Source organism: Burkholderia sp. MSHR3999 (genome assembly GCF_000833595.1).
GTDB lineage: Bacteria > Pseudomonadota > Gammaproteobacteria > Burkholderiales > Burkholderiaceae > Burkholderia > Burkholderia ubonensis.
The window spans coordinates 2,400,674-2,420,575 of sequence record NZ_JRFO01000007.1 but is presented as its reverse complement, the minus strand read 5'-3'; the positions used below and the strand labels follow the sequence as shown (position 1 = coordinate 2,420,575).

Annotated in this window: 19 protein-coding genes and 1 pseudogene; 14 read left to right on the top strand and 6 right to left on the bottom strand. The window is 65.0% G+C overall.

Features of this window, described 5'->3' with window-relative positions:
- Positions 1-26: 26 nt before the first annotated feature.
- The gene (locus tag KY49_RS34020; protein WP_042588609.1) at positions 27-1,586 is read right to left on the bottom strand and encodes a peptide MFS transporter; all 1,560 of its coding nucleotides are present in this window, start codon (positions 1,584-1,586) and stop codon (positions 27-29) included.
- A gap of 57 nt (positions 1,587-1,643) precedes the next feature.
- Positions 1,644-2,618, bottom strand: coding sequence for a MurR/RpiR family transcriptional regulator (locus KY49_RS34015; RefSeq protein WP_052495828.1), 975 nt, complete (start codon positions 2,616-2,618; stop codon positions 1,644-1,646).
- A 56-nt stretch (positions 2,619-2,674) separates the two neighbouring features.
- Here KY49_RS34015 and KY49_RS37975 point away from each other — a divergent pair, with 56 nt between their 5' ends.
- The 9 genes and pseudogenes from KY49_RS37975 to KY49_RS36670 all read left to right on the top strand — a co-directional run bounded on the left by KY49_RS37975 (position 2,675) and on the right by KY49_RS36670 (position 10,278).
- Entirely contained in the window at positions 2,675-2,848 is a 174-nt protein-coding gene (locus KY49_RS37975; protein ID WP_156162666.1) for a hypothetical protein, read from the top strand.
- A gap of 353 nt (positions 2,849-3,201) precedes the next feature.
- Positions 3,202-4,517, top strand: a pseudogene (locus KY49_RS34010) (quaternary amine ABC transporter ATP-binding protein); the annotation flags it as partial.
- Positions 4,510-5,406, top strand: coding sequence for a choline ABC transporter permease subunit (gene choW, locus KY49_RS34005; protein ID WP_042588607.1), 897 nt, complete (start codon positions 4,510-4,512; stop codon positions 5,404-5,406). The pseudogene KY49_RS34010 and the gene choW, both read left to right, overlap by 8 nt.
- Before the next feature lie 120 nt (positions 5,407-5,526).
- Positions 5,527-6,534: a GlxA family transcriptional regulator gene (locus tag KY49_RS34000; protein WP_042588606.1), complete on the top strand. Its 1,008-nt coding sequence runs from the start codon at positions 5,527-5,529 to the stop codon at positions 6,532-6,534.
- Between the two features lie 105 nt (positions 6,535-6,639).
- Positions 6,640-7,590 (top strand): choline ABC transporter substrate-binding protein, encoded by a 951-nt coding sequence (locus KY49_RS33995; RefSeq protein ID WP_042588605.1) that lies wholly within the window; start codon positions 6,640-6,642, stop codon positions 7,588-7,590.
- Between the two features lie 310 nt (positions 7,591-7,900).
- A complete protein-coding gene (locus tag KY49_RS36680) occupies positions 7,901-8,578 on the top strand; it encodes a PAAR domain-containing protein (protein ID WP_082062493.1) in 678 nt (225 codons plus the stop codon).
- Complete coding sequence (locus tag KY49_RS33990; RefSeq protein WP_042588604.1) at positions 8,575-9,132, top strand: hypothetical protein; 558 nt, start codon at positions 8,575-8,577, stop codon at positions 9,130-9,132. Before KY49_RS36680 ends, KY49_RS33990 begins: the two co-directional genes overlap by 4 nt.
- Positions 9,122-9,796 (top strand): M35 family metallo-endopeptidase, encoded by a 675-nt coding sequence (locus tag KY49_RS36675; protein ID WP_080405474.1) that lies wholly within the window; start codon positions 9,122-9,124, stop codon positions 9,794-9,796. The genes KY49_RS33990 and KY49_RS36675 overlap by 11 nt, the downstream gene beginning before the upstream one ends.
- A complete protein-coding gene (locus KY49_RS36670; RefSeq protein WP_231636626.1) occupies positions 9,793-10,278 on the top strand; it encodes a hypothetical protein in 486 nt (161 codons plus the stop codon). Before KY49_RS36675 ends, KY49_RS36670 begins: the two co-directional genes overlap by 4 nt.
- Positions 10,279-10,359: 81 nt before the next feature.
- Here the strand turns inward: KY49_RS36670 and KY49_RS33985 are convergent, their stop codons facing one another.
- Positions 10,360-10,785 (bottom strand): PACE efflux transporter, encoded by a 426-nt coding sequence (locus KY49_RS33985; protein ID WP_042588603.1) that lies wholly within the window; start codon positions 10,783-10,785, stop codon positions 10,360-10,362.
- Positions 10,786-10,928: 143 nt separating this feature from the next.
- On the opposite strand from KY49_RS33985, the gene KY49_RS33980 reads away from it, so the two are divergent.
- Positions 10,929-11,867 (top strand): LysR substrate-binding domain-containing protein, encoded by a 939-nt coding sequence (locus KY49_RS33980; protein ID WP_042588602.1) that lies wholly within the window; start codon positions 10,929-10,931, stop codon positions 11,865-11,867.
- 28 nt (positions 11,868-11,895) lie between these two features.
- Here KY49_RS33980 and KY49_RS33975 read toward each other — a convergent pair whose 3' ends face one another.
- A complete protein-coding gene (locus KY49_RS33975; protein ID WP_042588948.1) occupies positions 11,896-12,294 on the bottom strand; it encodes a nuclear transport factor 2 family protein in 399 nt (132 codons plus the stop codon).
- 79 nt (positions 12,295-12,373) lie between these two features.
- On the opposite strand from KY49_RS33975, the gene KY49_RS33970 reads away from it, so the two are divergent.
- Positions 12,374-13,330, top strand: a complete 957-nt coding sequence (locus tag KY49_RS33970; protein ID WP_042588601.1) for a LysR substrate-binding domain-containing protein — start codon at positions 12,374-12,376, stop codon at positions 13,328-13,330.
- Positions 13,331-13,364: 34 nt separating this feature from the next.
- Here the strand turns inward: KY49_RS33970 and KY49_RS33965 are convergent, their stop codons facing one another.
- Both KY49_RS33965 and KY49_RS33960 read right to left on the bottom strand, forming a co-directional pair.
- The gene (locus KY49_RS33965) at positions 13,365-14,051 is read right to left on the bottom strand and encodes an aspartyl/asparaginyl beta-hydroxylase domain-containing protein (protein ID WP_042588600.1); all 687 of its coding nucleotides are present in this window, start codon (positions 14,049-14,051) and stop codon (positions 13,365-13,367) included.
- Between the two features lie 149 nt (positions 14,052-14,200).
- Complete coding sequence (locus KY49_RS33960) at positions 14,201-16,267, bottom strand: c-type cytochrome (protein ID WP_042588599.1); 2,067 nt, start codon at positions 16,265-16,267, stop codon at positions 14,201-14,203.
- A 209-nt stretch (positions 16,268-16,476) separates the two neighbouring features.
- Between KY49_RS33960 and KY49_RS33955 the strand changes: the two genes are divergently transcribed.
- From KY49_RS33955 to KY49_RS33945, 3 genes are all read left to right on the top strand, one after another.
- The gene (locus tag KY49_RS33955; RefSeq protein WP_010089345.1) at positions 16,477-16,677 is read left to right on the top strand and encodes a DUF3079 domain-containing protein; all 201 of its coding nucleotides are present in this window, start codon (positions 16,477-16,479) and stop codon (positions 16,675-16,677) included.
- A 173-nt stretch (positions 16,678-16,850) separates the two neighbouring features.
- Entirely contained in the window at positions 16,851-18,518 is a 1,668-nt protein-coding gene (hcp, locus tag KY49_RS33950) for a hydroxylamine reductase (RefSeq protein WP_042588598.1), read from the top strand.
- A gap of 25 nt (positions 18,519-18,543) precedes the next feature.
- Positions 18,544-19,566: a 2Fe-2S iron-sulfur cluster-binding protein gene (locus tag KY49_RS33945; RefSeq protein ID WP_042588597.1), complete on the top strand. Its 1,023-nt coding sequence runs from the start codon at positions 18,544-18,546 to the stop codon at positions 19,564-19,566.
- Positions 19,567-19,902 lie beyond the last annotated feature (336 nt).

Here is a 19,902-nt window from a genome sequence, read left to right as displayed (position 1 = left end):
GTTTCCTGCGGTATTCGGTTCGAACGTCAATGCGTATGCGTCGCGGCCTTTGCCGATTCGTCCCCGACGAGCTTTCTCATCATGGGCATCATCAGGAACAGCAGGGCCGCGACGGCGAAGAGCCCCGCGGCGATGCTGCCATGGAGCATCGTCAGCCGCGCCGGGTCGGGCACGTAGAAGCCCGCGAAGTAACCGGCAAGCTTGTAGCCGAACGAGCTGCCGAAGAACCAGAGCCCCATCATCAGGCCGACGAGCTTGACGGGCGCCAGCTTCGTGACGAGGTTCAGGCCGATCGGGCTCAGGCACAGCTCGCCGAACACTTCGAACAGGAACAGGCCGGCAAGCCAGAGCGGATTGATCTTCACGCCGACATGAAGCGTCGAGCACAGGATCGCGAACGCGGCATAGCCGAAGCCGATCAGCAGCGGCGCGATCGCGAGCTTCGCGAGGCTCGACGGTTGACGACGGCCGAGCCGCACCCAGAGCGCCGCGAACACCGGCGCCAGCAGGATCACGTACAGCGCGGTCAGCGACTGGAACCAGGCCGCGGGCACGACGAAGCTGCCGATGTTGCGCTCGACCATTTCCTTGGCGAACAGGCTCAGGCTCGAGCCTTTCTGTTCATACGCGGACCAGAATGCGATCGTCACGACGAAGTAGATGCCCATCACGGCGAGGCGCTTCCACTCGGCGCCGGTCAGTTGCTCCCGGATGCCCATCATGATGACGAGCACGAGCGCATCGAACGCCAGCAGGAACGGAAGCACGTTCTGCCAGTTGCTTCCCGCGAGCCCCGTGCCGGCGACGGTGAACACGCCGAGCGCGACGTAGGCCGCCGTCTGCCGCGCACCGTCTTGACGTTTCCGCGTCGATGCCGCGGGCTTCGCCGCGAGGCGGTCGCCGACGTGCTCAAGACGGCCGCGTTGGAACCAGAAGACGACGAGGCCGAGCAGCATGCCGACGCCTGCCGCTGCAAAGCCGAAGTGCCAGCTATTGACCGGATCGATGCCGAACGAGCGCAGCACGTTCTTGAAAGGCTCGGCTTCCGCGAGAAAGCCGCAGACGAGCGGCGCGAGGAATGCGCCGATGTTGATGCCCATGTAGAAGAGCGAGAAGCCGCTGTCGCGGCGGTCGTCGTCTTGCGAGTAGAGGCCGCCCACGAGCGCGCTCACGTTCGGCTTGAGCAGGCCCGTGCCGCATGCGACGAGCACGAGCCCCGCGAAGAACGTCGGGACCGCGGGAATGGCCATGGTGAAGTGGCCGGCCGCGATGATGATGCCGCCGATCAAGACCGAGCGACGCGTGCCGAGCCACTGGTCGGCGATGATGCCGCCGGGCAGCGACAGCAGGAATGCGGCCATCGAATACGTGCCGTAGATCGCCGTCGCATGGGGCGTGTCGTAGCCGAGCCCGCCGAGGCCCGGAGCGGCGACCATGTACAGCACGAGAATGGCTCGCATCCCGTAGAAGCTGAACCGCTCCCACATCTCGGTGAAGAACAGCGTGGTGAGGCCGCGCGGATGCCCCGCGAGCCCCGCCGTATCCCTGAGCGGCTGAACCGTGACGCTATCGGAAGTCGTGGTCATGTTGGGTTTCCTCGAATACCCGAGCTGCTGAATGGAGTGATGGCGACGCTCGCAAGGTCACGAAGGGGTGCGTGTCTTGCGAGGTGCGCCGGGAGCGGCTGCGCCACGCCGGCGGCCAACGTTGCTGGCCTTGTTGTCGCGCGTCCCGTCGGCTTCCGCTTGCGCCGGCGTCGAAGCCGTGGTGTCGAACGCGAGATACGGCAGAACGGTTTGCGACAACGCGGCCGCGACGGCTTGCGTCTGCGGTGTCGCTTTCAGCACTTCCGATGCCAGCGTTTCGACGAGCGCCACCATCGCCACCGAACTAGACGACAGCACGCGATGCTCGGCCGGCGCCAGCAGGACGGCGTCGGCCGCGGCGGCGAGCGGCGCGGTCGGGTTGTCGGTCAGCGCGACGACGAAAGCGCCGCGTTCGCGAGCAAAGCGCGCAAGCTCGACCGTGTCGCGCGAATAGCGGGGCAGCGAGATCGCGATCAGCGTGTCGCCGGCGCCGATGTGCGTCATGTGCCGGGCGGCTTGCTCGCTGCCGCCACCCGCGGCGGCCCACACGACCCGCCGGTGATACGGCATCAACGTGTCTGCAAGCAAGCCGGTCAGGTAGGTGCTCAGGCCGAGCCCGAGGCAATACACGGCGTTGCTCGCGACGATGCGCGTCACCACCTGGGCCAGCCGCTCCGTTTGAAGCGACGAATCCATCGCGGCCAGATTGCGCTGGTGATCCGCGAGCCAGGCGCCGATCCCTTCCTGCGTTGCCTGCGCCGCCAGTTTCTCCACCGGTTGCAGCGCTTGCCGCACGACCGCGGCAAGGTCCGCCTTCAGCGCCGAAAACCCGCGGTATCCGGCGTGCTTCGCGAACCGGTTGACGCTGGCGACGGAGCCGCCGCACGCTTGCGCGACTTCCTCGATCGTGAGCGTTGCGGCGTCGAGCGAATGGGACGCCAGCCATCGCGCGACGGGCTTCAGCGCGTCGGATGCGGTCGCGGATGCATGGTGAATGCGCTCGATCGCGCCGGGCGGCTCGGTGTTGCTCACGGGGAGGGATGGCTAGCCTGGGTAGCGGGATAACGGGACGGGCGAAGTATGGTTGCGTGAATATTGATTTTCAAGTTGGTGAAAACGTGAAAACAGGTATTCAATCGTCTGGACAATTCAACAGGCGACGACCACGCGCGACGCAACTTTTGCGACATTTTTTGCGGATGGCGGTGCGCGTGGCGGCATCGGCGCATCGCGTCGAAGCGAGCGCCGGCGCCCGTCCGTAACGTTCCGGTTCGGCCTGAAGGACCCCGAAGCATATAGCGGGCGAACGGCGGTAGTCGGCGCAATCGGGCTCGACAGGCGCACCGGTTTCCGCACGGGCATTCGCTTTTCAGGCGATCTCGTTGCGACGCCTGCCGGCTCGCTGTCGCGCACCAGCTCGGTGCGGCACGAATCAATCCAGCCGATCGGACGTGGATTTGTCCGAAAGCGACGCGCGGCGGAGGCCATGTTGCACATGCCGCCGCCGTATCCTCGGCACGTTGCTCCGCACAAGTTCTGCCCGTGATGTCCGCCAGTCATGGCGATACGGGTTTTGCGCCGCCGCAAACCACCCGCGCCGGCCGCGCGGCCTCACCCGGCGCGGCCGGACGCCGCTTTTCCCCCGTGTCGTATTTGCGCAAGCGTTTGTCGTAATTCGTCGGCAGGTCGGGGTTTTTTCTGGCAACTATGTAGGCACGCTGTGACACGCGTGAGTCCCCGCTACACGAGGAGAAGGTTTCGATGGATGCCCCCAAGGTCGTGGTCGAAGGTCTGTGCAAGGTATTTGGAAGCAATCCGCAGCAGGCGCTCGACATGCTCGCCGCCGGTGCGACAAAGGACGAAGTACTCAAGCGCACGGGCCAGGTGGTCGGCGTGCACAACGTATCGTTCGACGTGCAGGAAGGCGAAATTTTCGTGCTGATGGGCCTGTCCGGCTCCGGCAAATCCACGCTGATCCGCCTCGTGAACCGGCTGGTCGATCCGAGCGCGGGAAAGGTGATGATCGACGGCCTCGACGTCGCGTCGGCGCGCCGCTCGGCACTCACCGCGCTGCGCCGCAAGGACATGAGCATGGTGTTCCAGTCGTTCGCGCTGATGCCGCATCGCACCGTGGTGTCGAATGCCGCGTTCGGCCTCGAGGTCGCGGGCGTCGGCAAGAAGGAGCGCGAACGGCGCGCGATGGAGGTGCTCGAGCAGGTTGGCCTCGCACCGTTTTCGCACAAGCTGCCGTCCGAGCTGTCGGGCGGCATGCAGCAGCGCGTCGGCCTCGCGCGCGCGCTCGCGGTGAACCCGTCGCTGATGATCATGGACGAGGCGTTCTCCGCGCTCGACCCGCTCAAGCGCAGGGAAATGCAGGATGTGTTGTTGCAGCTGCAGAAGGAGCAGCGCCGCACGATCATGTTCGTGTCGCACGATCTGGAGGAGGCGCTGCGCATCGGCAACCGGATCGCGATCATGGAGGGCGGCCGCCTCGTGCAGGTCGGCACGCCGCAGGACATCATCGCGAACCCGGCCGACGACTACGTGCGCGCGTTCTTCGACGGCATCGACACGAGCCGCTACCTGACTGCCGGCGACCTGATGCAGACGGGCGCCGTGCCGCTGATGTCGAAGCTCGACGCGGCGAATGTCGAGGCGACGCTGAACGGCAGCGCCGATTACGCGTTCGTGCTCGACGCCGAGCGCAAGATCCGCGGCTTCGTCACGCGCGACGCGATCGGCCATGCCGCGCCGTCCGTGCGGCCGATCGAGAGCATCCGCCGCGATGCGTCGCTCGAACACGTCGTCGCGCGCGTGGTCGCGAGCCCGAATGCGCTACCCGTCGTCGACGACGACGGCTGCTATTGCGGCTCGGTCGATCGTGCGCTCATCCTGAAGGCCATCACGCGTTCGCGAGGCTCCCATGTCTGAAATGATTCCGCTCGGTAGCTGGGTCGACCAGTCCGTTCACTACCTGCTCGATCACGACGCGCAGACGTTCGACGCGATCGGTCGAGCGATCGAGGGCCTCGCGGCATTCGTCGAGCACAGCCTGCAGGCGATCCCGATGTGGCTGATGATGGCGATCTTCATCGGCGTCGGGTTGTGGCGCGTGGGCTGGCGCTTCGCGCTGTTCACCACCGCATCGCTGCTCCTGATCTTCGCGACCGGCTTCTGGGATCAGACCGTCATCACGCTCGGCCTCACGCTGTCGTCGACGATCATCAGCCTCGTGCTCGGCATCCCGCTCGGCATCTGGGCCGCGAAGAGCAAGTGGGTTGCCGCGATCGTGCGTCCGATCCTCGACCTGATGCAGACGATGCCGGCCTTCGTCTACCTGATTCCGGCCGCGATGCTGTTCGGTCTCGGCCGCGTGCCGGGGATCCTGTCGACGGTGATCTTCGCGATGCCGCCGGCCGTGCGCCTCACGAGCCTCGGCATCCGCCACGTGAACCGCGAGATCGTCGAAGCGGGCCAGGCGTTCGGCTGCACGCCGTGGCAGCTGCTGTACAAGGTGCAGTTCCCGAACGCGCTGCCATCGATCATGCAGGGCGTGAACCAGACGATCATGATGGCGCTGTCGATGGTGATCATCGCGTCGATGGTCGGCGCGGGCGGCCTCGGCAACGACGTGCTCGCCAGCATCCAGCGTCTCGACATCGGCCTGGGCTTCGAAAGCGGCCTGTCGGTCGTGCTGCTCGCGATCATCCTCGATCGCATCACCGAGAGCTTCGGCCGCGCGCCCGGCACCGCGAAGGCGCCGCTGTTCGCGGGCCTCAAGCAACTGTTCCGCGTCAAGGCCGCACCCGCGCAGGCCTGATCGACCGGCGGCCGGCGCCTTGTCGCTGACATTCCCGGCCGCCTTCTCCGTGTTTCGCATCGGCTGCCGTGGCGACGCCACGGCGCTGGCCGCCTGCAACCTGCCCGTTAGGAGAGCGATGTGACGTCCGCTGCCGCCGCTGCCGCCCTGGCGCCCGCCGCCTGCGTTTCACCGGTTTCGTCCCTCGCGCATTTCGGCTTTCTGACGCTGCCGAATTTTTCGATGATCGCGTTCTCGAGCGCGGTCGAAGTCCTGCGCATGGCGAACTACGTCGGGCGCGCCGATCACTACCAGTGGTCGATCTATTCGCTCGACGGCGCGCCGGTGCATGCGAGCAACGGCATCGCGGTGCGGCCGACGCAGGCGCTCGACCCGGAACGCTTGCCCGACGTGATGATCGTCTGCGGCGGCATCCGCATCCGCGACGTGGTCGACGAGGACGCGCGCGCGACGCTCGGCTGGCTTGCCGAGCGCGGCCTGCCGCTCGGCGGCATCTGCACCGGCGCCTACGCGCTGATGTCGAGCGGGCTGCTCGACGGCTACCGCTGCACCGTCCATTGGGAAAACCTGTCGTCGCTGCATGCGGAGTTCCCGCAGGTGCGTTTCGCCGACGAGCTGTTCGTCGTCGATCGCGACCGCCTGACCTGCACCGGCGGCACCGCGCCGCTCGACCTGATGCTGAACCTCGTCGGCGCGCGCTTCGGGCAACAGCTCGCCGCGCAGGTGTCGGAGCAGTTCATCCTCGAACGCATTCGCAGCGCGACCGATCCGCAGCCGATTCCGGTCGACGCGCGCGTCGGCTTCTCGCGCGCGGAGTTGATCGAGGTCGTGCGGCTGATGGAGGCGAACATCGAGGAGCCGCTGTCGCTCGACGAGCTCGCGCGGCTCGTGCGGCTGTCGCAGCGGCATCTGCAGCGGATGTTCAAGGTCTACCTGAACGTGTCGCCGACCCACTATTACCTGACGCTGCGCCTGAAGCGCGCGCGCGACCTGCTGCGCACGACCGACGCGTCGATCGCGCGCGTGACGACGGTCTGCGGATTCCATTCGCCGTGCCATTTCAGCAAGGCGTACCGCGCGCAGTTCGGTCATGCGCCCAGCGTTGAACGACGGCTGCCCGGACGCTGAACGGCGCTGATCCATTCGGCCCGTGCGCCGCCGGGATCGCGGCGAACGGCTTCCATTCACGATCCCGGATTTCACGCGAACGACAACACTTTGAGGAGAAGAAAGATGAAGCGACTACTGATCGCAGCGGCATGTGGTGTCGGGATCGCCGCCGCGCCGGCAACGGCCGTGTATGCGGCCGATCCGCCGGTATGCAAGAACGTGCGCTTCGCGGACGTCGGCTGGTCCGACATCGCCGCGACGACCGGCCTCGCATCGACGATGCTGCAGGGCCTCGGCTACACGCCGACCAAGACGATCGCGTCGGTGCCGATCACGTTCGCCGGGATCAAGAGCAAGCAGATCGACGTGTTCCTCGGCTACTGGTCGCCGACGATGGACCCGATCATCCAGCCGTTCACGAAGGCCGGCACGATCAAGGTGCTCGCGACGCCGAACCTGACCGGCGCGAAATACACGCTCGCGGTGCCCGACTACGTGTACCAGGGCGGGCTGAAGTCGTTCGCGGACATCCAGAAGTTCGCGGACAAGCTGAACGGCAAGATCTACGGGATCGAGCCCGGCAACGACGGCAACGCGCTGATCAAGAAGATGATCGACGGCAACCAGTTCGGGCTCGGCAAGTTCAAGCTGGTCGAGTCGAGCGAGGCCGGGATGCTGGTCGAGGTGAACCGCGCGATCCGCGACAAGCAGTGGATCGTGTTCCTCGGCTGGGAGCCGCATCCGATGAACGTGCAGATGAAGATCGACTACCTGACCGGCGGCGACGACGTATTCGGCCCGAACTACGGCGAGGCGAAGGTGCTGACGGCGACGCCGCCCGACTACGCGCAGCGCTGCCCGAACGTTGCGAAGTTCGTGTCGAACCTGCAGTTCACGACGTCGATCGAGAACCACGTGATGGTGCCGATCATGAACAAGGAGGAGCCGAACAAGGCTGCTGCCGCATGGCTGAAGGCGAACCCGCAGGCGCTCGACAAGTGGCTCGCGGGGGTGACGACGATCGACGGCAAGCCGGGGCTGCCGGCGGTGAAGGCGTATCTCGGGGTGCATTGACGCATGGTGTGCGGTGCGCGCGGTTGACGCGCGCACGGACGGCGGCCTTCTCGCTTGAAGCGGGAAGGCCGTTTTGCTTTTTGGGGGATCTTGGCGCGATTGCCATTCGCAAATTGCGAGCGCTAGTTCGGTAGTCGGAATCTTGCGTCATCCTGAACGTCACGCGTAAGACCAGGATCGCATGCCGTCTGAAAAGGTCACTAAAAATTAGTGTTGCGAATTTCGTATTCGTCAGATTGATTCTTCTTTCTCGTTCACGCAAATTTTGTGCGGAGCAATCCTCACCAATTTGTCGAGAAAGGAAATCCTGATGAAGAACGAGCAGACGGCACCGACTTATCTTTTCGCCACCATCGGCGCACTCACAGAACGCGGCGGTCGAGTGACCGAGGCAACCGGTAGCTTGACTATCGCCGGGCTTGCCGTTGCCCGCGTCGGCGATGTCGTGACCTACGAGGATGGCCGCGAAGCCGTTATTACGGACGGTGCGGGCAATTACGCGGTTTCCGGCAACAAGCCGTTTGCACTAGTGGGCAGCCGACTGAGCAACGGCGACCGTATCGTCGAAACGCTTCAGCGGTTATGGGGAATTCCTGTTCAGGCAGCGGAAACAGTCGAGGGACTGTTCGACGCGACTTATGTGCCGCCACCTTCGCCGCCGCGCTATCGGCTGGCGGTACGAGGGGCAACGACCGCGCGCGGAGGCGTACTACGCGAGGCTACCGGCAAGTGGGATACAGGTATTCGTCTCGGCAAGGCTGGTGTCGTGGGTAATCAAGTTCACTATGCAGACGGCTCAACCGCACGAATCGTAAGCGGCCTTGGGCTGGCGGATAACGGAGACTTCGAGCCACTGGCTTTCGTCGGTAGCGAGTTGGACAACGGCGACACCGTTACCGACAGCCCGGAGCGTGAAGGTCTTGCATCCGCCTGCACCTTTACCGTGATGAAGCGTTCGACTGTTGTGCGCCAAGGGGAGGGCGCATGATCCGCTATTTCCTTGCCAAGGGCGATCGTGGCGGCAGCGCGACGATCACGGAAGGATTGGAACACGTCACTTGTTCTAATCCGCCGCCGCGCGTGCATATTGCGACGCTCTACATGAAAACCTACTGCACGGCCTGCAAACAGGCAGGGTTCATCGCGCCCAAGGGGCCGCGCCTGCCCGGTACAGGCCCAAATGGCAAGCCGTGGGCGCTGAGCGGCGACATCAACGTTTGTGGTTGCAATCCGTCGCCGGTCTTCTATGCCGAGCGCAACATGCGCATGGTCTTCACAGGCGAGGAGGCGGCGACGTTGACGGGACAAAGTGGAAGCGCCCCGCGCTCGCCCGTCGTCAGCCACGGCACGCATGATGAGCAATATGTGTTGAGTGACGTAGACACGGGCGAACCGTTGGCCCGAGTGCGTTATCGCATTCGTATCGCATCCGGCCAGGTGTTCGATGGTGTCACGGACGCCGCGGGCTACACGCAACGCATTACGACAACTGACGCCGAATCGCTTCACCTTGAAATTGTGAGAGACGAAAATGCCTCGTGACGACGATTACGAACTGGTTCACAATTCGGCCACAACGAACACGACGCCGGGGTCAAAGGTTCCGGTTGCCGTAAGCATGGCGCCAATATGTTCGAATATGACGAATAAACAATTCGCGGATGTAGTGCTACGTGCGCGTGATGCCGCAGTCACCTTGATTAAGGACCGTATCGCGGCGGTTGCGCGATGGGATAGAAACGAGCAGGACCGCGCTAGAACCTATTTTGGGCGCGCGGATGAGGAAATTAGAAGAATAATGGTCGTCGGTCTCCCTCGATTGCTGAGGGCCATGCAAGAACTTGTTCCCGATAAAATTGTTCGATGGGATGATGAGCGAAATCGAAACCTTTCATGCTCTGTTATCCCCGATAGTGGTAACAATCATGCTGCAGTATGTAAGCCGGACTCCGAAAAGCGGGTCATAGCGATTTATTCAAAATTTTGTACTGATTCAGATGGTGAGCTATATCATGCCTCGAAGGTCAAGGTTTTGATTCACGAATGCACTCACTACATTGATACATTCGACTCGGAGGATATCAGGTATGGTGATACCGAACTTGGCATGAAGTTGTTTGCGATGAGCAATCCGGATGAGGCGATTAGAAATGCGGATAGCATAACTGGATATATTGCAACATTTGATAGGATTGTCATCCAATGATTGAAAATCGGAAATTCAAATTAAGTGTATTCTTGATATCAGCGTTCGCGTTCCTCAGTGTTCCGGCGGTCGCCTGTACCATCGGGGAAGAGGTGCAGGCTGAACTGCCGTTCAATGCTACAGATATTTCCAACAGGGATAGACTCGCCATAGCTGATATTGTGATTGAGGCAAAAAAATGGCCTGACGCGGAAATTCAAGCGGTTGTGATCGCGGGGGCGTACAAGCGCGAACAGAATGTCGAAAGGCTGAAGGAGATCCGTGCTGAGAACGTTAAAGCGTATTTGCGGGAGCTTGGAATTAAGGACGATAATATATTAATCGACAGGAAGACTTTTACGGATGAGATGGTGGCTAGGAATTCAGATGGTGCGCTCACTGTTCATCAAGTTGTGGTCGAATTGACGCCAATATGTAAAGGTAGTTGTGCGTGGCTTTGTGGCGATTCACGTGTCACGCCGAAAACAAGAGCGATTAGATGATTCGCCATGACTGCGACCCCGCTTTGGCGGGGCTTTTCTCCGTATAGTTGAACGTGAAGCTGTCTCGTTGTTGCTTGCAGTTCACACCTCCTTCGTCACCGCCGGGACATCGAACACCCGATCGAACGCCCACTGGAACACGAACGCATAACAAAAGAAGAACGCGAACAACCCAAGGTCGACGAGGAATGCGTCGAACCACGAGATGTCGAGCCACCACGCGACGACCGGCACCAGAATGAAGATCAACCCGCCTTCGAATCCGCATGCATGGATGATGCGGCGCCCGAGCGTCCGGGTGCGCTGCACGCGCGTCGCTTCCCATCGCTCGAACAGCGTGTTGTAGACCATGTTCCACAGCAGCGCGATGGCGGACATCGTTGCCGACAGCGCGCCCGAGTAAACGAGACCTTCCCCGAAGAGCGCGGCAATCGCGGGCGAGATGCAGGCGATCGCGATCGCCTCGTAGAGGATTGCCTGCGTGATCTTGCGGGGTAGGCCTTGCACGTTGCTTCTCCGTTCCGATGAAAACGCGGCGCGATGCCGCGACGCCTCGCCAGACTAGGCGCGTTGCGCGCCGGGTTCAATTCACCTAATCTCATCCGGATTGAATCGAACTCAACCCGGATCGCGTCCGGCTTGCCCTGCCCGTGTTCTCGAAAATTCCCCTGACTGCATTGCGTGTATTCGAATCGTCGGCGCGCCTCGGCACGTTCAAGGCCGCCGCGCAGGAACTGTCGGTGACGCCCGCTGCGGTGTCGCACCAGATCAAGTCGCTGGAAAGCCGGCTCGGCGTGCTGCTGTTCGAGCGCGACCCGGGCGGCGTGCGACTAACCGGTGACGGCGAGCGCCTGTTCCGCGCATGCCACGACGCGCTGCTCGCGCTGAGCCGCGGGCTCGAGGCCGTCAGGCCCGAGCCGGCCGAGCGCACGCTCGTGCTGACCACGACGCCCGCGTTTGCGTCGATGTGGCTGATTCCGCGTCTCGGCCGCTTCCAGCAGGCCGATCCGCCGCTGCACATCAAGGTCGAGACCGGCAACGCGCTCGTCGATCTCGAACGCGACGCGCGCGTGGATCTCGCGATCCGCGCGACCTCGCGCGACTTCCCGGCGCTGTTCCGGCACGAACTGATCGACGAGTATTTCGGCGCGTATGCGGCGCCCGGCTTCGACGTGAATCGCCCGGACGGGCGGCTGGACCTGGTCGAGATCGCGTGGGAGAGCGCCGTGCCGCTGCCGGTCGACTGGCCGTCATGGTGCCGGGCGGCCGGCCGGACCGCGTGGCTGCAGCGCGCGGTGTTCCGGCATTACGACGACGAGCACTACGCGTTGCAGGCCGTGCTGCACGGCCAGGGTGTCGTGCTCGCCAGTTCGGTGCTGGTGGCCGAGCACGTCGAACGGGGCGCGCTGACGCCGATCGAGCCGTCGGTGCGGCTCGCGGGCACGCGCTACGTCGCGCTGTGCCGGCCGGGGCGCGAGCGGCAGCCGCAGGTCAGGCGGTTTCTCGACTGGCTGGACGACGAACTCGCGCAGACACGCGCGGCGATCGCGCGGATGACGCAAGGCGGTGCGCCGGCGCATCGCGTGTGAAGCATCGCTTTGTTACGCCGATGCCCGGCTACGCGTATTTGTCGCCGACCGCACTGCGCACCGGATGCGTGTCGTAGACGATGACCATGCGCTCGATGAGTCCGCTGTCGTCGAATTCGAATACGTCGACGCATTCGAATCGAACCGAGGAACCGTCCTTCAGTCCCCAGTCGTAGACGAAGTAACCGGTCGCCCGACGCGCGCCGGTCGCGCTGACGCAGATGTCGATCGGCGTGATCCTGCTCTGCCCGGACGCCGACTCGACCTTTTCGAAGAAGGGCCCGGGCTCCATCCAGCCGAGAAACGGCGAAAAAATCCGCGCGTCCGGCGCGAACAACGCGCAGATCGCAGCGGTGTCGCCGCGCTCCAGAGCCTTCAGGTAAGCATCCACCTGCCGCGTGTATAGTGCCTCCGACGATGAAACCATCATTACTCTCCGCTGATTGTCGACATGCCGGCCGCAAGCGCCAACTCGACGCCGGCGCAACTACGATAGCGATGCACCGATGACCGAACCATCGAAAAATCCGCAATCCGGGCATGCGCCGCATGCATACCCGCTGGCCGATCTCACGCGTTCGCTGCCTCCGTTGACGGCGTACCAGGCGTTCGTCGCGGCCGCGCAACTCGGCAGCATCAGCAAGGCCGCCGACCATTTGTGCCGGACCCAGGGCGCGGTGAGCCGTCAGGTGCAGCAACTGGAAGCGCATTACCGGTGCGCGCTGTTCGTGCGTCACGCGTCGGGGCTGACGCTCACTGCGGAAGGCGACGCATTGCTGACGGTGGCCGTCGACGTCCTCATGCAACTGGCCCGTCATGCGGACGTTCATGCCCGATCCGCGCCGATTCTCACGCTGCGGTTGCCGTCCACCTTCGCGATCCGCTGGCTGCTGCCACGGCTCCCGGCGATCAATCAGGCGCTTGCACGCACCGAGCTGCGCATCCATACGTCGGCGGACGACACGCCGGATTTCACCGGCGCCGACGTCGATGCAATCGTCGTGCGCGGCGCCGGGAACTGGGCAGGGATGGTGTCGGTTCCGTTGTTCGAGGAGTCTCTTACGCCGATGTGCGCAAGCGGATTGGCCGCGTCGCTGAAGTCGGTCGCCGACCTCGCGCACGCGCATCTGCTTCATCCCGGACGCGGCCGGGACGAATGGCGATGCTGGCTCGATGCGCTCGGCGCGACGCAGATCGACCCGGCGGCCGGGCTCGTATTCGATACCCTCGAACTGACGCTCACGGCGGCGGAGCAGGGGCATGGCGTGGCCATCGGCGATCCGCGGATGGCGAGGGATCGGCTCGAAGCCGGAACGCTGGTGGCGCCGTTCGGCGATGTCGTGCCGAACGGTCTCGGTTACTTTCTCGTCTATCCGTCGCAGCGCGCGACGCAACCGAAGATTCGCGCCCTCGAGGCGGTCCTGACGCGTCTCGCGCAGGAAGATCGGTCGAAGCCGGCGTAGCAAAGGCTTCGTTGTCCGATGCGTGTTCGCGCCGCTACACCGGAATCGACCTGCCCCTCAACCGGATTCCGATCCGCACGACACCGATCACCGCATTCGACAGCCACGTCAGCGCGCGCGGCATCCCGCGCCGGCGAATGTCGAGCAGCAGCACGATCCGCACTTCGCCGCTGTCGTTCCACACCTCGTGCTCGAACGTGTCGTCCCACAGCAGGAAGCGGCCTTCTTCGAGCCGGTATTCGCGGCCATCGATCTTCAGCACCGCGGCAGGCGAGCCGTCCGCGCGCCTCGGCATCGACAGCACGAGATAGCCGCGCAGGATGCCGCGAAACGGGCCGCGATGCGGCGGGATGTGCTTGCCCGGCGCGAGGAACGACAGCGACGCGGACAGCACGTCCGGCGACGCGGCAACCAGCGACGCGACGGTCGGGCAGCGCGACAGGTTGCGCGGAAACGGCTGCCCGTACGCCTGCATGATGAACATCCGCCAGTCGCGCGCGTCGTTCGCGGAGATGTCGCGCTGCTCGCGCATGATCTCGTGAAAGCGCGGGATGCGCGGCAGGTCGCGCGCGACCGCAAGCGCTTCCGCGCGGATGGCCGGCCACGCGCGGACGAAGCGCTCGGCGTCCGGAAAGGCGGCGGCGTCGAGCACCGCGCCGCCGTCGATGTGGCGGTCGTAGAGCGTACGGAGCAGGCCGGCAGCGTACTCGTAGGCGGACATGGTCGGTCGGGCGGCGGACGGGGCGATGGACTGCGGACAGTCTGCCTGAACGCCCGTCAGGGTTGGGTTACGTCAGGTTACACCCGCTGACGAAAAGGTGACGGAAGCAATTAAACGCCCTCCCCCCATCCCGCCGCCGTCGTCGCCGATCAATACCGCGCATCCTTGGGCTTGCCGCCCTTCGGCCAGTCGTGGATCTTGTCCGGGAAGTCCGGGCGCGGCCGCGTCGTGAACCACGCGGCAACGTCGACCGCATCCTGGTCGCTTAACCCGCCTTGCCCGAGCGGGAAGCGATTGTGCGAGCCGATCGACATGTTGTGCTTCACGAACGCCGCGGCGGTGTAAAGGCGCGCCATGCCGGCCCCGATGTTGAACGACTGGTCGCCCCACAGCGGCGGATAGATCGGCGTGCCGTCGGCGCGCCGCGTGCCGGCGCCGTCCGCGCCGTGGCACGACGCGCATTGCGCGGCGTACACCGCCTTGCCGTGCGTCAGGTCAGGCTGCAGCGCGGTGTCGATCTTGCCGACTCCGCGCCCCGGAAGCTTGTCCTTCGGGTGCGCGCCGTTCTGCATCCAGTCGAAGTACGCGACCATCGCCTTCATGTCGTCCGAATCGACCGGCAGCGGCGTGCCGTTCATCGAGCGCCGGAAACAGCCGTTGATGCGCTCCGCCAGCGACAGCACCTTGCCGGCTCGCGGCGCATAGCTCGGGAACTGGGCGGACAGGCCGAGGTACGGCGACGCGAGCGCGACGGTGCCGCTGTTCAGGTGGCAGCTCGCGCAGTTGAGCGACGCGCCGACGTGGTTCGGCAGCAGCGCTTTCGTGTCGAGATTCAGACGCATCCCCCTGATCAGTTGCGCGGCGTTCGGCTGGTCGAGCAGCGTCGCGAAGCGCGGGGTGGGGAACGACGACGCATCGCCGTTGCCGATGGCCAGCGTCCGGCGCATCCGCGCGACGTCCGACGGCAGGATCGGGTCCTCGCGGCCGCCCCACGCGGAACGGACGAACGTCAGGATCTCGGCCAGTTCCTGGTTGGAGAGCAGGTTGAACGCCGGCATCGTATAGACGTGCGGATGGGCGCCGGTGCGCGGCGACGTCCACCCGGTCAGGACGACGTGAATCAGCGAGGCCGGGTCCTTCGACAGCACGGCGGGATTGCGGGACAACGGCGGAAACACCGGCGAGAACCCGCCGCCGTCGGCCTGATGGCAGCCGATGCAGAACTGCGCATAGCCGAGACCGCCTTTCGACGCATACAACGCGTCGGGCGCGCTGCCCGCCGGTTCGCCGCGCATCGGCGCTTCGGCGCTCCGCCGGTCGGCCGTCAGGTTCGGCAGCGATTGCAGATAGACGCCCATGGCGGTGAGGTCCGCGTCGCTGATGTACTGCGTACTGTGGTGAACGACGTCCGTCATGCCGCCGCTGGCGATCGCATAGCGATTCCTGCCGGTCTTGAGGAACGTGACGAAATCCTCGACGGGCCATAGCGCGCGCAGATTGACGGCCCGCCACGACTCGACCGTCGCGCCGGACAGATAGAGCGGCCCGTTGCCGCCCGACTCGGACATGGCCTTTTCCTGGAACGCGAGGCCGCGCGGCGTATGACACGCGCCGCAATGCCCCGGGCCCTGGGTCAGGTAGGCGCCGCGGTTCCAGGTCGCGTCCCTGGCCGGGTTGGGCCGGTAGGGCGTGTCGTCGACGAACAGCGCATTCCACAGCGCCAGCCCCCAGCGCTGATTGAACGGCCATTTGATGCCGAGCGGCTTGTTCTCCTGCCTGACCGGCGCGACGCCCTGTTTCAGGTATGCGAAGAGGGCGCGCATGTCGTCGTCGCTGAACTTCGCGAAGGACGGGTAGGGCATCGCCGGATACAGGTGATGGCCGTCGGCCGCGACGCCCTTGCGCATCGCCCGGTCGAATTGCTCGAACGTATAGCGGCCGATGCCGGTCGCGTCGTCGGGCGTGATGTTGGTCGAATGGACGACGCCGAACGGCGTGCTCATCGACAGGCCGCCCGCGAGAGGCCGGCCGTTCGGCGCGGTATGGCACGCGACGCAGTCGGCGATGCGCGCGACGTACGCGCCTTTGTTCAGCAGCTCGGCGTCGCCGGACTGCGGGGCGGCCGACGCCGTGGCCGGGATGAGGAGCAACAGCGCGGTGATCGAGGTGACCGCTGTGAGGAAGGTCCGAATCCGGCTGCTTGTCGATGACTTCATGCGTGTGGGAATTTTTTGTTTTGCGCGACGATTCATCGTATCGCCGCGGGCCATGGCGCTTTCCTGACGGGAATCAACAAGCGGCCGATCGCTCGTGGAATGCGTACTCGATCGGCTTCGCGTCGTCGGCGGTGCGAAAGAATGTCGCAGAGCCGGCCGTCGAGCGCGCAATAGAGTCGATGTCGTACCCGCAGAGGCGACGTCGAATCATGGCCAAGAAATTCCCGCTGCATCCCGTTCACCCGGAAAGAATTTGCTGGGGCTGCGACAACTACTGCCCGACCCAGTCGATGCGTTGCGGCAACGGCTCCAGCCGTACCCAGCATCCCGCCGAGCTGCTCGGCGACGACTGGTATCAGTACGGCGACTGGGGCATCGAATGTCCGGATGCGCCTGCCGAGACCGGTTGACGCAGTACCTCGATTCTTGATCGGCGTCAGGGTATCGAAACGGCGGACGGAACATCATAAAAAAAGATGCACGGAAAGAGCATCTTGAGGCGGGCGAGCTGCGTGGCCGAGCGGAACGCGTGTTCCGCCGCCGTCTGCGCCGACCCGCCCCCACGATCAAAAAGGAGAAACCCGTGTTTTGCTACCAATGCGAACAGACTGACCGGAGCGGTGCGCGGCCCGGCTGTGCGTCGGCGAAGGGGAATTGCGGCAAGGACGCGACGACGGCCGACCTGCAGGACCTGCTGGTTCATGCGGTGAAGGGCATCGCGCAGTACGGCGCGCTCGCGCGCGGCATGGGCGAGCCCGACCGCGAGGCCGACCGGTTCGTGCTGTACGCGATGTTCACGACGCTGACCAACGTGAACTTTCGTGCGGCGCGCTTCGTGACGCTGCTGCGCGAGGCCGCGCAGATCCGCGATCGGGTGAAGGGCGTGTGCGAGGCGGTCGCGCGGGACACGGGCACGGCCTTGCCGACGCTGTCGGGGCCGGCAACGTGGCAGCCGGCGGCGGAACTGGCCGGTATGCTGGAGCAGGCCGCGAACGTCGGCATCGAGGCAGGCGCCGACAAGGTCGGTGCGGACATCATCGGCCTGCGTGCGCTGGTGGTCTACGGCCTGAAAGGCGTGTGCGCGTATGCGCATCATGCGCAGGTGCTCGGCTACGAGAGCGACGAGGTTTATGCGGGCATCGAGGCGGCGCTTGATTTTCTCGCGCACGATCCGGCCGACGTCGACGCGCTGCTGGCGAAGGCGCTCGAACTGGGCCGGCTGAACCTGAAGGTGATGGAGCTGCTCGACAGCGCGAACACCGGCCGCTTCGGCGCGCAGCAACCCACGTCGGTGCGCGTGACGCCGGTGGCGGGCAAGGCGATCCTGGTGTCCGGCCACGATCTCGGCGACCTGCATGCGCTGCTCGAACAGACCGCGGGAACCGGCATCCAGGTCTACACGCACGGCGAAATGCTGCCGGCCCATGCGTATCCGACGCTCAAGGCGTTCCCGCATCTCGCCGGCAACTATGGCGGCGCATGGCAGGACCAGCAGAGCGACTTCGCGCATTTCCCCGGCCCGATCCTGATGACGTCCAACTGCATCATCGAGCCGTTGCCGCAGTACCGGCAGCGCATCTTCACGACGGGGCCGGTGGGCTGGCCGGGCGTGCGCCATCTCGAGCATCACGATTTCTCGACGCTGATCCAGGCTGCGCGGGCGTTGCCCGGCTTCCCGGCGACGGCGCCGGAAGAGACCATCACGGTCGGCTTCGGCCGTCACGCGGTGCTCGGCGTCGCGGACAAGGTGATCGACGCGGTCAAGGCCGGCCAGATTCGCCACTTCTTCCTGATCGGCGGCTGCGACGGCGCCGCGCCGGGCCGCAACTACTACACGGAATTCGCGGAGCAGGCGCCCGGCGATACGGTCGTGATGGCGCTCGGCTGCAACAAGTACCGCTTCAACCGGCATGCATTCGGCGACATCGACGGCATTCCGCGCCTGCTCGACATCGGGCAGTGCAACGACAGCTACTCGGCGATCCGCATTGCGACCGCGCTTGCCGACGCGTTCGAGTGCGGCGTGAACGACCTGCCGCTGTCGCTGGTGATCTCGTGGTTCGAGCAGAAGGCGGCGGCGGTGCTGCTGACGCTGCTCGCGCTCGGCCTGCGCAACATCCGGCTCGGGCCGACGCTGCCGGCGTTCCTCACGCCGGGCGTGCTCGACGTGCTGGTCGAGCAGTTCGGCATCCAGCCGATCGGGGAGGCCGGCGCCGATCTCGCCGCGTCGCTGTCGCGCCAGGCCGCTTGACGCGCGTCGTGAAGGAATCCTTCGGATGGCCTATCAGATCGAGATCACGACGCGCGACGGGCAGCCGTTCGGCTTCGCGTGCGAGGACGGGCAGGATCTGCTCACGGCGGCCGCCGAGGCCGGCATCACGCTGCCGTCGCAGTGCCGGCGCGGCAGTTGCGGCGCGTGTCACGCCACGGTTGCCGACGGCGACTACGACTTGCGAGAGCACAGCATCGACGCGCTGCCGGCCGGCCAGCCGGGCGCGATCCTGATGTGCCGGACGACGCCGCGCAGCGACTTGCGCGTCGTCGCGCCGTACGATCACGCGAAGGTGCTGCTGCAGCCGGTGCCGGTGCGCATCGCGCGGATCGCGGCGCTCGACACGATCGCGGACCAGACGATGCGCGTCGAGCTGCAGGTCGAGCCCGACGATGCGAACGGCTCGGCCGTGGAGTTCGAGGCCGGCCAGTTCGCGGAGCTGGAGGTGCCGGGCAGCGGCGTGCGCCGGCCGTTTTCGCTCGCCAACACGAGCAACTGGGAGGGGCGCCTCGAATTCCTGATCCGCCTGCGGCCGGACGGATGGTTCTCGACGTACCTGCGGGAGCGCGCGCAGCCCGGCGATCCGCTGACCGTGCGCGCGCCGATGGGCGGCTTCGGCCTGTTCGCGGAAAGCCTGCGGCCGCGCTGGTTCGTCGCCGGCGGCACGGGGCTTGCGCCGATCCTGTCGATGCTGCGGCGGATGGCCGAATATCAGGAGATGATCGACGCAAGGCTGTTCTTCGGCGTGAACCGGCAAAGCGAGCTGTTCATGCTCGATGCATTGCAGCAGTTGCAGGCCGACATGCCGCAGTTGAAGGTGGATCTTTGCGTGTGGCATCCGCGCGATGACTGGTCGGGGTTTCGTGGCACGCCGGTGGACGCGTTGAGCGCGGCGCTGGCGGGCACGGGCGTGCGGCCGGATATCTACGTGTGCGGGCCGCCGGCGCTCGTGCGGGGCGTGCAGGCCGCTGCTGTTGCGGCCGGCGTGCCTGACGCGCAATTTGCGAGCGAGCGCTTCACGGCGTGAAGCTCGTGTGTGGTAACGGGCGTGTGCGCTGTGCGTGCGCCCGTTTGACGCATTGGCGGTGCGACAGGAAACCACAGGTGCGCTGCTGTTTGTAGATTTACGATATATGCATGTTCAAGCGGGACGCAATGCCTGGCCAGGTTGCCGGTTCCGCGTGAAGCAGATGTGTGTTGAGAGTCGTTATTGAGTTAGTAAGGAATCCAAATGCTTGACGTCACCTCCGTTCTGATCAGTCTGGCTCCGATGTGGGCGATTTTGCTGGTCGCATCCTCGTCGGCCGCATACCTGGTGTTTTGGCGCAAGGTCATCAAATGAAGGCCGCCGGACATGCCCAGT